This window comes from Dinoroseobacter sp. S375 (assembly GCF_049800775.1).
In the GTDB taxonomy this organism is placed as follows: domain Bacteria; phylum Pseudomonadota; class Alphaproteobacteria; order Rhodobacterales; family Rhodobacteraceae; genus Dinoroseobacter.
In genome coordinates this window covers 112,868-126,569 of the sequence record NZ_JBNAFR010000002.1, presented here as the reverse complement: position 1 = coordinate 126,569, position 13,702 = coordinate 112,868, and the positions used below count along the sequence as shown (strand labels likewise).

At 67.0% G+C, this 13,702-nt stretch carries 13 protein-coding genes; 9 read left to right on the top strand and 4 right to left on the bottom strand.

The window, feature by feature from the left end:
* Positions 1–10 precede the first annotated feature (10 nt).
* The 4 genes from ACP150_RS05475 to ACP150_RS05460 all read left to right on the top strand — a co-directional run bounded on the left by ACP150_RS05475 (position 11) and on the right by ACP150_RS05460 (position 3,646).
* Positions 11–406 (top strand): DUF6524 family protein, encoded by a 396-nt coding sequence (locus tag ACP150_RS05475; protein WP_424965549.1) that lies wholly within the window; start codon positions 11–13, stop codon positions 404–406.
* A gap of 74 nt (positions 407–480) precedes the next feature.
* Positions 481–849 carry a preprotein translocase subunit SecG gene (secG, locus tag ACP150_RS05470; protein WP_424965548.1) on the top strand — a complete coding sequence of 123 codons (369 nt, stop codon included), beginning with the start codon at positions 481–483 and terminating at the stop codon, positions 847–849.
* A gap of 188 nt (positions 850–1,037) precedes the next feature.
* Entirely contained in the window at positions 1,038–2,681 is a 1,644-nt protein-coding gene (locus tag ACP150_RS05465; RefSeq protein ID WP_424965547.1) for a CTP synthase, read from the top strand.
* Positions 2,682–2,785: 104 nt separating this feature from the next.
* Positions 2,786–3,646 (top strand): PhzF family phenazine biosynthesis protein, encoded by an 861-nt coding sequence (locus ACP150_RS05460; protein ID WP_424965546.1) that lies wholly within the window; start codon positions 2,786–2,788, stop codon positions 3,644–3,646.
* A 100-nt stretch (positions 3,647–3,746) separates the two neighbouring features.
* On the opposite strand, the gene ACP150_RS05455 is transcribed toward ACP150_RS05460, so the two are convergent.
* Positions 3,747–4,007 (bottom strand): hypothetical protein, encoded by a 261-nt coding sequence (locus ACP150_RS05455; RefSeq protein WP_424965544.1) that lies wholly within the window; start codon positions 4,005–4,007, stop codon positions 3,747–3,749.
* Between the two features lie 108 nt (positions 4,008–4,115).
* On the opposite strand from ACP150_RS05455, the gene ACP150_RS05450 reads away from it, so the two are divergent.
* The gene (locus ACP150_RS05450; protein ID WP_424965543.1) at positions 4,116–4,730 is read left to right on the top strand and encodes a gamma-glutamylcyclotransferase family protein; all 615 of its coding nucleotides are present in this window, start codon (positions 4,116–4,118) and stop codon (positions 4,728–4,730) included.
* Here the strand turns inward: ACP150_RS05450 and ACP150_RS05445 are convergent.
* Together ACP150_RS05445 and gltX are read right to left on the bottom strand one after the other, a co-directional pair.
* Entirely contained in the window at positions 4,668–6,053 is a 1,386-nt protein-coding gene (locus tag ACP150_RS05445; RefSeq protein ID WP_424965542.1) for an MATE family efflux transporter, read from the bottom strand. The two genes, ACP150_RS05450 and ACP150_RS05445, sit on opposite strands and share 63 nt — an antisense overlap.
* A 120-nt stretch (positions 6,054–6,173) precedes the next feature.
* Positions 6,174–7,496, bottom strand: coding sequence for a glutamate--tRNA ligase (gene gltX, locus ACP150_RS05440; RefSeq protein ID WP_424965541.1), 1,323 nt, complete (start codon positions 7,494–7,496; stop codon positions 6,174–6,176).
* Positions 7,497–7,665: 169 nt separating this feature from the next.
* On the opposite strand from gltX, the gene ACP150_RS05435 reads away from it, so the two are divergent.
* Positions 7,666–9,141: a class I adenylate-forming enzyme family protein gene (locus tag ACP150_RS05435; RefSeq protein ID WP_424965539.1), complete on the top strand. Its 1,476-nt coding sequence runs from the start codon at positions 7,666–7,668 to the stop codon at positions 9,139–9,141.
* On the top strand, positions 9,126–11,132 hold the full coding sequence (locus ACP150_RS05430) for a 3-hydroxyacyl-CoA dehydrogenase NAD-binding domain-containing protein (protein ID WP_424965538.1): 2,007 nt from the start codon (positions 9,126–9,128) through the stop codon (positions 11,130–11,132). The genes ACP150_RS05435 and ACP150_RS05430 overlap by 16 nt, the downstream gene beginning before the upstream one ends.
* 7 nt (positions 11,133–11,139) lie before the next feature.
* Here the strand turns inward: ACP150_RS05430 and ACP150_RS05425 are convergent, their stop codons facing one another.
* On the bottom strand, positions 11,140–12,453 hold the full coding sequence (locus ACP150_RS05425) for a cytochrome-c peroxidase (RefSeq protein ID WP_424965537.1): 1,314 nt from the start codon (positions 12,451–12,453) through the stop codon (positions 11,140–11,142).
* On the opposite strand from ACP150_RS05425, the gene ACP150_RS05420 reads away from it, so the two are divergent.
* Together ACP150_RS05420 and ACP150_RS05415 are read left to right on the top strand one after the other, a co-directional pair.
* Positions 12,436–12,921, top strand: a complete 486-nt coding sequence (locus ACP150_RS05420; protein WP_424965536.1) for a tetratricopeptide repeat protein — start codon at positions 12,436–12,438, stop codon at positions 12,919–12,921. The two genes, ACP150_RS05425 and ACP150_RS05420, sit on opposite strands and share 18 nt — an antisense overlap.
* Before the next feature lie 34 nt (positions 12,922–12,955).
* Positions 12,956–13,675 carry a hypothetical protein gene (locus ACP150_RS05415; RefSeq protein ID WP_424965535.1) on the top strand — a complete coding sequence of 240 codons (720 nt, stop codon included), beginning with the start codon at positions 12,956–12,958 and terminating at the stop codon, positions 13,673–13,675.
* The last annotated feature ends 27 nt before the right edge of the window (positions 13,676–13,702 follow it).

Sequence of the window (13,702 nt, the reverse complement as noted above, 5' to 3'; positions counted from 1 at the left end):
AGGGACAAAGATGGACATCCTGATCCGCTGGCTGGCGGCATTCCTGCTGCTGGCTGCCACCTATAATCCGACGGATTTCAACTATATTCGCTGGGCTTTGGGCAATCACGAGGCGCGATTGTCGGTGGTGGTCCTGCTCGGGCTGCTGCTGAGTGTCGGCTATATCATCTTTCTGCGCGCGACCCTGCGCTCCATCGGGCTGTTCGGGATGATCCTGATCGCCGCGATTTTCGCGGCTCTGATCTGGGTTCTTTATGATCTGGGCTTGCTGCGGCTGGAGAATCCCGGGGTCCAGACCTGGCTGGGCATTCTCGCGCTGTCCATCGTTCTGGGGGTCGGGCTGAGCTGGAGCATCGTGCGCCGCCGCCTCAGCGGGCAGGCGGATGTGGATGACGTGGACGCCTGAGACATCTGAGGGCTTGCGAGCCGGTCCCGGACGCCTTAGGTAGCCGGGGTCCGCATAACGAGGCCGAACCGTCCATGGAAAACGTCATCCTGATCGTCCACCTGCTCCTGGCGCTTGCGCTGATTGGCGTGGTGCTCCTGCAGCGCTCCGAAGGGGGCGGTCTGGGTATGGGTGGCGGTGGTGGCGGCGGCGCCATGACCGGACGGTCGGCTGCGACCGCCCTCGGCAAGATGACGTGGGTTCTGGCCATCGCCTTTATCGGCACGTCGATCACGCTGACGATCCTCGCTGCGGCGAATTCCAACAACGCCTCCGTGCTGGACCGGCTGACCGATCAGCCCGTGCCGCCCCCGGTGGAGCAGAACGACCTGCTGCCCCCGGCCTCGGACCTGTTGCCGCCCGCGTCCAGCGACCAGCCCCTGCTGCCGCCGCGCGCGGAGTAAACCCTAGTCCTAGGGAAAAAGTTAACGCGGACCGCAGGATATAGCGGTCCGGTTGCCAAAGCGGGACGAATCCTTTACAGGTTAAATCCCGTGGAGACACGGGTTCAGGGGCCACGATTCCCCTGCATCCTTTCCAAAATTTTGCAAGATCCCCAGGGAAACGGGGATGGACGGGAGAGCCGAGCCCAATGGCACGCTATGTTTTCATCACGGGCGGGGTTGTCTCTTCGCTGGGTAAGGGACTGGCCTCTGCGGCCCTCGGCGCGCTGCTGCAGGCGCGTGGTTTTTCGGTCCGCCTGCGCAAGCTGGATCCGTATCTGAACGTGGATCCCGGCACCATGAGCCCGTTCGAGCATGGCGAGGTCTTCGTGACCGATGACGGGGCCGAGACCGACCTCGACCTCGGCCATTACGAGCGGTTCACCGGCGTCGCCGCGCGGCGCACCGATTCCGTCAGTTCCGGCCGGATTTATTCAAATGTGCTCGAGAAAGAGCGGCGGGGCGACTACCTCGGCAAAACGATCCAGGTGATCCCCCATGTCACCAACGAGATCAAGGATTTCCTCGATATCGGCGATGACGAGGTCGATTTCATGCTCTGCGAGATCGGCGGCACGGTCGGCGATATCGAGGGGCTGCCCTTCTTCGAGGCGATCCGCCAGTTCGGACAGGACAAGCCGCGCGGGCAATGCATCTTCATGCATCTCACGCTCCTGCCCTGGATCGCGGCCTCGGGCGAGTTGAAGACCAAGCCGACTCAGCATTCCGTGAAAGAGCTGCGTTCCATCGGCATCGCGCCCGATGTGCTGGTCTGCCGCTCCGAGGGGGCAATCCCCCAGAAGGAGCGCGACAAGCTCGCACTGTTCTGCAATGTCCGCCCCGAGAGCGTGATCGCGGCGCAGGATCTCAAATCCATCTACGAGGCGCCGCTGGCCTATCACCGCGAGGGGCTCGATCAGGCGGTGCTCGACGCGTTCGGCATCTCGCCCGCCCCGAAACCGGACCTGAGCGTGTGGCATGATGTGGCCGACCGGATCCACAACCCCGAAGGTGAGGTGACCGTCGCGATCGTGGGCAAGTACACCCAGCTCGAGGACGCGTATAAATCCATCGCCGAGGCCCTGACCCATGGCGGCATGGCGAACCGGGTGCGCGTGAAATCCGAATGGATCGACGCCGAGATCTTCGAGCGCGAGGACCCGGTGCCGCATCTTGAGAAATATGACGCCATCCTTGTGCCGGGCGGCTTTGGCGAGCGCGGCACCGAGGGCAAGATCAAGGCCGCGCAATTCGCCCGCGAGCACAAGATTCCCTATCTGGGGATCTGCCTCGGGATGCAGATGGCCGTGATCGAGAGCGCGCGGAACCTCACGGACCTGACCGATGCGGGCTCCGAGGAGTTCGATCACGAGGCGGGCAAGCGCCGCTTCACGCCCGTGGTCTATCACCTCAAGGAATGGGTGCAGGGCAATCACAAGGTCGAGCGCAAGGTGGATGATGACAAGGGCGGCACCATGCGGCTCGGGGCCTATACCGCACAGCTTGTCGAGGGGTCCAAGGTTGCCGGGATCTATGGCAGCACCACGATCGAGGAACGGCATCGCCACCGCTACGAAGTGGACATCAAGTACCGGGATCAGTTGCAGGCCGAGGGTCTGATCTTTTCCGGCATGTCCCCCGATGGCCGTCTGCCCGAGATTGTCGAGGTGAAGGACCATCCGTGGTTCATCGGCGTGCAATTCCATCCGGAACTGAAGTCGAAGCCGTTCGAGCCGCATCCTCTCTTTGCGGATTTCGTGCGGGCCGCCAAGGAGAACAGCCGCCTCGTCTGAGGCGCAGGGTTTGGCGCGCGGGTCTGGGGCGCGGGGGTCTGGGGGCGCTGCCCCCGGCGCGATGCGCCTCCCCCGGAGTATTTCCGGAACAATGAGAGGCTGCGATGACGCTTCCGTTTCATGTCTATGACGTCTTCACTGACACGCCGTTCACAGGCAACCCGCTGGCCATTGTCGAAGAGGCAGACGCGCTGAGCACGGCGCAGATGCAGATCATCGCGCGGGAGTTCAACCTGTCTGAGACGATCTTTGTCCAGCGGCCGGAGGATGCGACACAGACGGCGCGGGTGCGGATCTTCTTTCCAACCGGTGAGATCGACTTTGCCGGGCATCCGACCATCGGCTGCGCCCTGCATCTTGCGGCACAGCGCGGTCTCGACCGGGTGGTGCTGGGCGAGAACGCGGGCCCCGTGCAGGTCGAGATTGCCGACGGGCGTGCCACGCTCTCGGCGCCGGTCCTGCCCCACCCGCATGGGCCAGAGTGTGATCCGGCACTGGCCGCCCGCGCGGTCGAACTGGACGGTGTCGGCTTCGGGTGCCACCGTCCCGGCGTGTTTGCCGGGGGACCGGCCTTTGCTTATCTTCCCGTGGCGGATCGCGCGGCCCTGCAGCGCGCCCGCCCGATCGAACCCTATTGGTCCGAGCTGATGACCGCCTGCGACGTGGACAGCGCTTATCTCTATACCCCGACGCCAGAGGGCTATGCCGCGCGGATGTTCTCGCCCACCGCGGGGATCCCCGAGGATCCTGCGACCGGCTCGGCCAGTGCGATCCTCGCAGCGCAGTTGCTCGTTTCTGGGGCGTTGCCCGAGGGATCCACGCGCCTGAGCCTGACCCAGGGCGAGGATATGGGGCGGTTGAGCCGGATCGGGTTCGAGGCCCAGGTGACCGATGGCGCCCTGTCCCGCGTGCGGATCAGCGGGCAGGCCGTGCGGATCTCGCAGGGGCGCATTTGTCGTCCCTGATCGCTCTGACCGCAGGCCCGAACGCAGAAAAGCCGCGCTGGCCCGCGCGGCTCGTTCCCGTGTCCAGAGACCGGAGAGTTCGCCCGAAGGGCGAGCGTTGTCAGAAGATGACGCGGATCAGCAAGAGGTTCGGCACGATCATCGCGAACCACAGAACGAACCATTTCGACGCGCCGGCCACCTTGCCGAATTTGCTGCCGCCCTGAACCGCTTCGCCATATCCCGCAGCTGCCGCCATCCAGGCATAGCCCGAGGCTTCCTTGCGGCGCTTCTCGGCCTCGATGGACGCGAGGGCCGCGGCGTGCTTCTCTGCGTAGGGGTTGTCGATATAGGCGCGCTGGCGATCTTCGAGATTGGACATGGTCTCTCCATAAGGTCTGGTAGGGGGGTACATGTGGCGCACATGCGCAGGGTCAAGTTTCCGGGACCCCTACTTGTTGAAACGCGCTGATCCGGGCAAGGTTCCGCCATGACGCTCCTGCCCGCTGAGACCCCGCATTTCTTTGGCTATGGCTCGCTCGTGCATCGCGGCACCCATGACTATCCGGTGCGTATGCGGGCAGAGGTACGGGGCTGGCGCCGGGTCTGGCGGCACTCCCGCCACCGCAAGGTTGCCTTCCTGACGGTCACGCGCGCGCCGGGCGCGTCCATCGCCGGGCTCGTTGCGGCCGTGCCGAACGCGGATTGGGCGGCTCTGGATGCAAGGGAGCGGGCCTATGACCGGATCCGGCTTGGGGCCCATGAACAAGCCGAGGCGACCACGCTCGACCTGCATGTTTATGAGGCCAGTCCCCACCATGTCGCGGATCCGGACCAGCGCCATCCGATCCTGCTGAGCTATCTCGACACGGTGATCGGCGGGTATCTTGCGGAGTTCGGGCGCGCGGGTGCCGAGGCCTTCTTCGAGACGACAGATGGTTGGAATGGTCCGGTGCTCAACGACCGGAGCGCGCCGATCTATCCGCGGGCCCGCCCCTTGCCAGGCGCGGACCGGGCGCTTGTCGACAGCGCTCTCGCCGCCCTATCGGCGCAGGTGCAAGAGCCCGAGGAGACGGGCCTGCCGGGCGAAGGGCGCGCGCTCTGAGCTGCCCGGTTGGGCCATGACCCGCCGCGCCAGCCAGATCGCCAGAAGCCCGAAGAGAATTCCGCCGACCGCCTGCCCGATCAGCACCCCCAACGCCCCGAACCAGAGCGCGCCGAGCATCACGAACGGGATTGTGCCGACCGTGTGCCGCCCCCAGTTGAGCCAGGTCGAATAGAACGGGTGGCCGAGGTTGTTGAAGGCCGCATTGGCCACGAAGAGTGCGCCGTTGAAAAAGAAGGTCAGCGCCAGGGGACCGCAGAACAGGTAGACCAGCGCCCGCGCCTCGCCCGTGGCCTGAAACAGGTCCGCCAGCGGTGCGCGCGCCAGATAGAGCAGCAGCGCCGCCGCGACCACGTAGAGCCCCGTGAACAGCAGCCCGTCGCGAAAGGCCCGCCGCACCCGGTCCGGCTGGTTTGCACCGAAATTCTGACCGATGATCGGCCCGATCGCTCCGGACAGCGCGAAGATCACGCCGAACGCCACCGGGGTCAGGCGCGAGACCATGGCCAGCCCCGCCACCGCATCCGGCCCGTAGGCCGCCATGGCGCGGGTGACATAGGCCTGCCCCAGCGGTGTGGCGAGCTGGGTCAGGAGCGCCGGGGCCGCGATGGCCAGATGCGGCCCGAAATCCAGCGCGAGACGGCGCAGCCCGGGCCGGATCAGGCCGCCATATTCCTGAAAGATCGGGCGCAGGGCGACTGCGGCAATGGCGATCCGCGCCGCCACCGAGGCGAGCGCTGCACCGACCAGCTCCAGGTCCAGAACGAAGATCAGGATCGGATCGAGCACGCCATTGACCAGCGAGCCCCAGATCGTCGCCATCATCGCCGCGCGCGCCGCCCCATGGGCGCGCAGGATCGCGCCCCCGGCCATTCCGATCATCAGGAGCGGGAGGCTCGGCACCACGATCTGAAGGTACAGCACCGCAAGATCCGCCGTGGCCCCCTCTGCACCGATGAGATGCACCAGCATGTCGAGATTGACCCAGACCAGGGCCGCAAAAAGCGCCCCGAACAGCACCCCGTAGATCAGCGAGGTCGAGGCCTGTTGCCGGGCGAGGTCTTCATCCCCGGCCCCCAGCGCCCGGGCGACCAGCGCCCCGGTGGCGATGGCCACACCGATCCCGAAGGAGGTGGTGAAGAACAGGATCGCGCCCGCATAGCCCACCGCCGCGGCCAGTTCCGCCTGCCCCAGCATCGCGATGAAGATCATGTCGAGGAAATCGACGAAAAACACCGCGACCAGCCCGACCGACGCGGTCAGCGACATCACGGTGACATGGCGAAAGAGATTGCCTGTCAGGAATTTGGCAGCTTCGGACATCGGGCCTCCGGGGTCACGCGAGCGTAGCGAGCCCGGGGCCGTCTGTCCAACCCGAAGGTCTGGCGCGCGCATCCGCGGCAGGCCCGGCCAACCGCCGGGCCAGCGCCGGGCCGGATCCGCTCAGAGCGTCGGTTTTTTCTGCAGCAGGCGCATCACATCGGCCATCTCGGGACCGCGGTCGAGCCCGGTCACCGCCCGGCGCAGCGGCATGAAGAGGCCCTTGCCCTTGCGGCCCGACGCGGCCTTCACCTCGGCGGTCCAGCTCGACCATGTGTCCGGGCCATAGGGCGGCTCCGGCAGGCGGGCGAAGGCATCGGCGACGAAATCGCGGTCTTCCTCGGCCACCTTGGGGGCCCCGCCATCGCGGAAGAGATGCCACCAGCCCGGCAGATCCGAGCGCGTGGTGATATTGGCGCGTGCAACCTCCCAGAAGGTCTCGGCCAGATCCGCTGGCACACCCAGTGCCGCGATCTCGTCGGCCATCTCGGCAAACGGAACCCCGTGCAGGAACCGCGCCGTCAGCGGCAGCAGGTCGTCACGGTCGAATTTGGTGGGCGCGGATCCAAAACTGCTCAGATCGAACCCTTCGATCAGCGCATCCAGACTGTCGACCAGCTCCACCGGCTGGGACGAGCCGAGCCGCGCCATCAGGCTCAGAAGCGCCATGGGCTCGATCCCGTCCGCGCGCAGATCGCGCAGGGCCAGCGTGCCGAGCCGCTTGGACAGCGCCTCGCCCTGCGGGCCGGTCAGCAGCGAGTGGTGGGCAAACTCCGGATGGCCATGACCGAGCGCGGCCATGATCTGGATCTGGGTCGCGGTATTGGTCACATGGTCCGAGCCGCGCACCACATGGGTCACGCCCATTTCGGTGTCATCGACCACCGAGGCAATTGTATAGAGCACCTGACCGTCGCCCCGGATCAGCACCGGGTCCGAGACCGAGGCCGCATCGATCGACAGATCCCCGAGGATGCCATCGGTCCAGGCGATCCGTTCGTGATCCAGCTTGAACCGCCACACCCCCTGCCCGCGCTCGGCACGCAGGGCTGCTTTCTCGTCCTCGGACAGGGCCAGCGCCGCCCGGTCATAGACCGGGGGCTTGCCCATGTTGAGCTGCTTCTTGCGCTTGAGGTCGAGCTCGGTGGGCGTCTCGAACGCCTCATAGAACCGGCCCGCCGCGCGCAGGGCATCGGCGGCCTCGGCATAGCGGTCCAACCGCTTGGACTGGAACTCGATCCGGTCCCAGGTGATGCCGAGCCAGCTCAGATCCTCCTGGATCGCGTCCACATATTCCGGCTTCGACCGCTCGGGATCCGTGTCATCGATGCGCAGGATGAACGTGCCGCCCGCCTTACGGGCAATCATGTAGTTGAACAGCGCGGTGCGCAGGTTGCCCACATGAAGGTAGCCGGTGGGCGACGGCGCGAAACGGGTGGTGGTCATGGTAGTCTCCTTGCCCGGTCCCTTTCCATACTCGCGCGCCATTGTCCACGCAGTATGCCGCAGGCCGCACCCCGGGCGGGTGTTTGACAATCGCGGCAAGTTCCCGTCCCATAGCACTGCCGAACTTTGGGAGGAGGGAGGACATGGGCGCTGAAACAGGCGACCGGACGTGACGGGGTACTTGCATGATCTGATCGCTGCAGCCCCGGACACATCTCACTGGACCCGGGACGGGCACAGCTATGGCAACCTGCGCGCAGAGGTATCGGCACTGGCCGAGACGCTGGCGCGGCATGGGGTGCATCCCGGCGACCGGGTGATGCTGATCACCGAGACCTGCCGCCCGGCCATTCACGCGATCCTCGCGCTCAGTCGCCTTGGTGCGACGGTCGCGCCGGTCAATGCGCGCCATACACCCGCCGAGATCGCAGCACTCCGGACCCATCTGCAGCCGCGCGCCGTGCTGATCACCCCCGACAGCTCGCCCGAGGCCGCAGCCCATGGCACAACGCTGGGCGCGCACCCTCTGGCGGACGGGCTGGCCATGACCCCGCCCGAACCCGTGCCCCCCTCGGCCTGCCCCGCGCGACCCGAGGACCGGATCGCCGCGATCCTTTACACGACCGGCACGACCCAGACCCCCAAGGGCGTCATGCTGAGCCATGCCAACCTGTGCTGGAACGCCCGGACCTCCGCCGATCTGCGGGATATGGTGCCGGGGGATCTGGTGCTCGCGGTCCTGCCGATCACCCATATCTTCGGCTTTGCCTCGGTGGTGCTCTCGGCGCTGGCCACCGGCGCGCGGCTCTGGCCCATGGCACGGTTCGATCCCGCCCGCGTGGCTGCAGCGCTGGCCGCGGGGGTCAGCGTCTTTCCCGGCGTGCCCCAGATGTTTGCCCGGCTGATCTCCGAGACGACCGCGGGCTCCGCGCCGGATCTGCGGTATCTTTCAGCCGGGGGCGCACCGCTCGATCCCGATTGGAAGACGCGGATCGAGGCGCGCTATGGCCTGCCCCTGCATAACGGCTACGGGATGACCGAGGCCAGCCCGGGGATCTGCGCCACGCGCCCCGCCGCGCCGCGCGCGGATATCTCTGTCGGCACCGCCCTGCGCGATGTGCGCCTGCGGCTCGATCCCGAGGGCGCGCTGGAACTGCGCAGCCCCGGCGTGATGCGCGGGTATTTCCGCGACCCGCTGGCCACGCGCGCAGCCCTGACCCCCGATGGCTGGCTGCGCACCGGCGATCTGGCAAGGATCGACCCCGATGGCGCGGTGCATATCCTTGGCCGCGCGAAGGAGCTGATCATTCGCGGCGGCTTCAACATATACCCGCCCGAGGTCGAGGCGGCCCTGTCGCTCCACCCGGATGTGGCACAGGCCGCGGTGATCGGGCGCCCCCGCGCCGGGGATGAAGAGGTGCTCGCCTTCGTCCAGACCACCGCGCCCGTGCGCGAGACGGCCTTGCGCGACTGGTTGCGCGCGGATCTGGCCCCCTACAAGATCCCGGCGCGGATCCTCGTGGTCGACAGACTGCCCACCGCCCCCACGGGCAAGATCCTGAAACACAAGCTGCTGGACATGTTCGCCCATGACCTGCCCCATGATCTGCCCCCCGAGACGGAGACCCCATGCCCGGCCCAGTAACCACGACGCGCAGCGGACAGGTCGCGCTGGTCGCCCTCGACAATCCACCGGTCAACGCCGCCTCGCACGCGCTGCGCAGCGCATTGGTCGAGACCCTGCACACCCTCGATGCGGATCCGCAAATCAGGGTGATCGCGCTCTACGGTGTCGGGCGCGGCTTCATCGCGGGCGCGGATATCCGCGAGTTCGGCAAGCCACCGCGCGACCCGCTCCTGCCCGAGGTCTGCCTCGTGCTGGAACGCTGCGCGACGCCGGTGATCTCGGTTTTGCATGGCGCGACCCTGGGTGGCGGGTTCGAGGTGGCACTTGCGACCCATGCCCGGGTGGCCCTGCCCGGCGCGCTTTTCGGCTTTCCCGAGGTGACGCTCGGCATCCTGCCTGGCGCGGGCGGCACCCAGCGCGCGCCGCGGCTCGCGGGTCTGGCCCCGTCGCTGGAACTGATCACCACCGGGCGGCGCATCGGCGCCGAGGAGGCGCTGGAGCTCGGCCTGATCGACCGGATCTGCGACGGCGCGCCGGCGGAGATCGCCCTGCAGATGGGCGAGGCCGTCCTCGCGGGCGATCTGGCGACCCGGGTCACCGGGGCCTGCGACGTGCCCCCTGATCAAGCCGCGCTGGAAGCCGCCCGCAGCAAGGCTGCAGCCTCGCCCCTCTTTGCGCCGCTGCGCTGCGTGGAGGCGGTGGCGGCCAGCGCGCTGCCGCTGGACGCGGGGCTCGCGCAGGAGCGCGCCCTGTTCAATGACTGCATGGCCTCGCCCCAACGCGCCGCTCTGATCCGCGCCTTTTTCGCCGAACGCGCCGTGGCCAAGATCCCAGAGGCCGAAGCCACTCCCCGCGACATCCAGAGCACCGGGGTGCTCGGCGCGGGCACCATGGGGCGCGGGATCGCGGTTGCGCTGCTGATGGCGGGGCTGCCCGTGACGCTGGTCGAGCCCAAGCCCGCGATCCGCGCCGAGGCCGAAGACTGGATCATGAGGGCGCTGGACGGGGCGGTCGCGCGTGGCAAGCTCAGTACCCCCGGGGCCGAGGCCGCGCGGGCAGGATTGCGGACTGCCGACGACCTGAGCGCGCTGGCGGAGGTCGATCTGGTCATCGAGGCCGTGTTCGAGGATCTCGATCTCAAGCAGGAGGTGTTCCGCGCGCTCGATGCCACCTGCAAGGCCGGGGCGATCCTCGCGACCAACACCTCCTATCTCGATATCGACCGGATCGCGGCGGCCACGGCGCGCCCGGCGGATGTGATCGGTCTGCATTTCTTCTCGCCCGCCCATATCATGCGGCTGCTGGAGGTCGTGGTGGCCCGCGACACCGCGCCCGAGGTCGTGCGCACGGGCTTCGCGCTCGCCAAGCGGCTGCGCAAGGTGGCTGTACGCGCCGGGGTCTGCGACGGGTTCATCGGCAACCGGATGCTGGCCCGGGTCCGGGCCGAGGCAGACGCGCTGGTCCTTGAGGGCGCCACCCCGTGGGAGGTAGACGCCGCACTCGAAGCCGCAGGTTTTGCCATGGGCCCCTTCGCGGTCTCGGATCTTGCCGGGCTCGATATCGGGCAGGCCGGGCGTCAACGGCGGGGCGAGGTGGCCCCCGTCTCGGACGCGCTCTGCGACAGGGGCTGGTTCGGGCGCAAGACCGGGCGGGGCTATTACCTGCACAAGGGCAAGTCTCGGGTGCCGAACCCGGATGTCACCCCGCTGATCGACGCCGCGCGTCACACCCCGCCGCGCAGCTTCACGCCCGAGGAGATCACCACCCGATACCTGACCGCCATGGCCGCTGAAGGGGCGCAGATCCTCGCCGAGGGAATCGCCCTGCGCCCGATCGACATCGACGCGGTCACGCTCTTTGGCTACGGCTTCCCGCGCCATCTGGGCGGACCGATGCATTGGGCCGACGAATTGGGGCTCGGGACGTTCATCGACCGGCTCGGCGGCAGCGCACCCGAGATCCTGCAACAGCTCCATCTGGAGGGCCGCAGCCTCGCCGATCTGAACTGAGCCCCGCTCAGTCCACGGGCAGGCCGCTCGGCACGGTCTCGGGACGCCCGAGCGGCCGGGTCTCGGCACTCTCTCCGGTCAGCGCATGAAGAAAGGCGATCAAATCCGCCACTGCCGCATCGGACAGGGTCACGGGCGTGATATCGAGAACCGCCGCTTGGCGCGCGATCTCTGCCCGGTCCGACCGGATCACGAAATCGATCTCGGCCAGCCAGGGCACCTCGGGCAGTTGCGCCACCGCAGGGGTCCACCCGGCGCGCGCCGCGGCCGGGTCGAGATGATGGCGCAGGATCCCTTCCAGCGTCGGGTAGGCGCCGTTATGCCCATAGGGCCCGGTCAGGGCGACATTGCGCAGGGGCGGCGTGCGGAACCGATACGCATCCTCAAGCCGGTTGCTCTCCCCCACCCGGCCCATATCGCGGGGGATCGGATCCCATTGCCGGGTCCGGCCGGGTCCAAAGGCGGGCAGGCCAAGGGCGTGGAATTTCTGATCCGTCAGAAGCGGGCCGGAATGACAGGTCGCGCAGCCCGCATCGCCAAAGAACAGATCCATGCCCCGGGCCGCCTCGGGGCTGAGTGCGTCGGTGTCACCGGCCAGATAGGCGTCAAAGGGGCTGTCGAAATTGGCCCATTCCGTGCCGATAAACGCAGCCAGCGCATTGGCGATCTCGACAATCGTGACCTGCTCGGGCGCGTCGATATGATCAAAGCTCGCCACGAACATCGCACCATAATCCGGGATCGTACGCACCCGCTTGGCGAGGATCGGCCAAGCCGCGTCGATCCGGTCATGGACCGCGCCAGCGATCTCGTTCTCCTTGGGGTTCCCGGCCATCTCGAACTGCGCCACCAGCGGCAGCACGGCTTGCGCGGCAAGGATGCTCTCGAAGCCCTCGGGCAACCACTCCTGCGCGGGGGAGTTGAACCCGTTTCCGTAAAGGTCCGAGACCTCCAGCCGCCCGTCATGGAAGAGAACCTCCACATCGCGATGCCCGAGGTTCCACAGTGCCGGCGCATTGCGCGGGATGCGCTTGCGGATCCGGTCTTCGCCCATCCCGGCCGTGCGCTTGGGCCCGACCCCGGTCCCGCCTTCACCGATCCCGAGGCTCAGCCCATCCGCGCCCCCATGGTCATGGTGATGGCAGGTCCCGCAAGAGATGTTTCTGTTGCCCGACAGGATCTTGTCATAAAACAGAAGCTGACCGATCCTCGCCTGATCGGGATCGAACGGATGAAAATCCCCCGGGCCCAGAGGATCCGGAAGCTCCGCCAGGGCGGGGCCTGCGAGAAGGAAAGCGACAAGATGAAGGCAGCGCTGCATGGGGCGATTTTGGCGCTCTTTATCGGAGTTTCAAGTCCAGCTTTTGCCGATCTGGAACCTGCGCGCGATCTGATGGAAGAGGGCCGCTTTGCCGAAGCCAAGGATCTGCTCTGGCCCGCCGCGCGCTCCGGCAATGCCGAGGCCGAGGAACTGATCGGGGTGATGTATGCGCTGGGGCTCGGGGTCGATCAGGATTACACCCGCGCCTTCGAGTGGTATCTCCGCTCGGCCATGAAGGGGCATCCGGGTGCGCAATCGGGCGTCGGGTGGTATTACGAGGTGGGTTTGGGGATGCCCGGCCCGGATCTGGTGCGGGCCTATATGTGGTACGTCCTGAGCGCGATTGGCGGCGACCCGGATGCCGCCGACAGCCAAGAAGAGGTCCGCAAGAAAATGACCGCAGATCAGGTCGCCAAAGCCCATGAGCTGGTCGATGACTACAAGGTCTGGATGTACCCGTTCCGGTGAGTGTCACCACCCCAAAACGCGCAGGAGGACCAGCATGCCAAACTGCATCGCATGCGATCAGAGCATCAGTGACAACGCCCGGATCTGCCATATCTGCGCGACACCGCAGAAAACCTTCTGGCGCAGCCTGGGCCGCATCGTGGCTATCGCGTCAGCGATCTCCGTGGTCGGTTCGGCCCTGACCGTCGGCGTGACCTTCTACCCGCAGGCCCGCGCGCTCTTTGTCCCGCCCCGACTGGAGCTCTACCAGGTCGAGATTCTCCCGGTGCCGCGCCGCTCGACATCGGAGCCTGAGCGCGAGCGCTGGGAGTTCTCGGTGGCCAACAAGGGGCGCACGGATCTGTTTCTGACGCGCATCGTGATCGCGCCAACGGGCATCGCGCAAGACTACATACGCGGCAAGAACTTCGTTGTGAATCAGGAGGTCAAGCAGGGGGAGAACCACGTGGTCCGGCTCGTGGTCGCAAAACCGGATCCGAGGTTTCAGCCTCTCTCTCAAACCGCGTTTGACGAGTTTGCCGAGACACGGGGCCCGCTCGATGGACGGCGCTGCATGACCTTCAGGGTCCGCCCCGCCGACCTCTTTGGCTCGGAGGCGCCGAGCGAGATCCGCATCGCGAATTCCGAGATAGACCTGCAATCGACGCTGTTGGTGAGTTCGATCAGTACGGGTGGCGATCTCGACCCGCAGGTCCAGGAGCTCGCGATCAAGGGCATCCGGGTCGGCCTGAACCGTCCCGGATGTATCGACTAGGGCCCATCGCGACCTGCGCGATGGACC

Excerpts from the sequence above, each read along its gene's own strand:
- secG (WP_424965548.1), top strand. The coding sequence starts at position 481 with ATGGAAAACGTCATCCTGATCGTCCACCTGCTCCTGGCGCTTGCGCTG.
- ACP150_RS05455 (WP_424965544.1), bottom strand. The coding sequence starts at position 4,007 with ATGTCCAATCTCGAAGATCGCCAGCGCGCCTATATCGACAACCCCTAC.
- ACP150_RS05475 (WP_424965549.1), top strand. The coding sequence starts at position 11 with ATGGACATCCTGATCCGCTGGCTGGCGGCATTCCTGCTGCTGGCTGCC.
- ACP150_RS05465 (WP_424965547.1), top strand. The coding sequence starts at position 1,038 with ATGGCACGCTATGTTTTCATCACGGGCGGGGTTGTCTCTTCGCTGGGT.
- ACP150_RS05425 (WP_424965537.1), bottom strand. The coding sequence starts at position 12,453 with ATGCAGCGCTGCCTTCATCTTGTCGCTTTCCTTCTCGCAGGCCCCGCC.
- ACP150_RS05420 (WP_424965536.1), top strand. The coding sequence starts at position 12,436 with ATGAAGGCAGCGCTGCATGGGGCGATTTTGGCGCTCTTTATCGGAGTT.
- gltX (WP_424965541.1), bottom strand. The coding sequence starts at position 7,496 with ATGACCACCACCCGTTTCGCGCCGTCGCCCACCGGCTACCTTCATGTG.
- ACP150_RS05445 (WP_424965542.1), bottom strand. The coding sequence starts at position 6,053 with ATGTCCGAAGCTGCCAAATTCCTGACAGGCAATCTCTTTCGCCATGTC.
- ACP150_RS05415 (WP_424965535.1), top strand. The coding sequence starts at position 12,956 with ATGCCAAACTGCATCGCATGCGATCAGAGCATCAGTGACAACGCCCGG.
- ACP150_RS05460 (WP_424965546.1), top strand. The coding sequence starts at position 2,786 with ATGACGCTTCCGTTTCATGTCTATGACGTCTTCACTGACACGCCGTTC.
- ACP150_RS05430 (WP_424965538.1), top strand. The coding sequence starts at position 9,126 with ATGCCCGGCCCAGTAACCACGACGCGCAGCGGACAGGTCGCGCTGGTC.
- ACP150_RS05450 (WP_424965543.1), top strand. The coding sequence starts at position 4,116 with ATGACGCTCCTGCCCGCTGAGACCCCGCATTTCTTTGGCTATGGCTCG.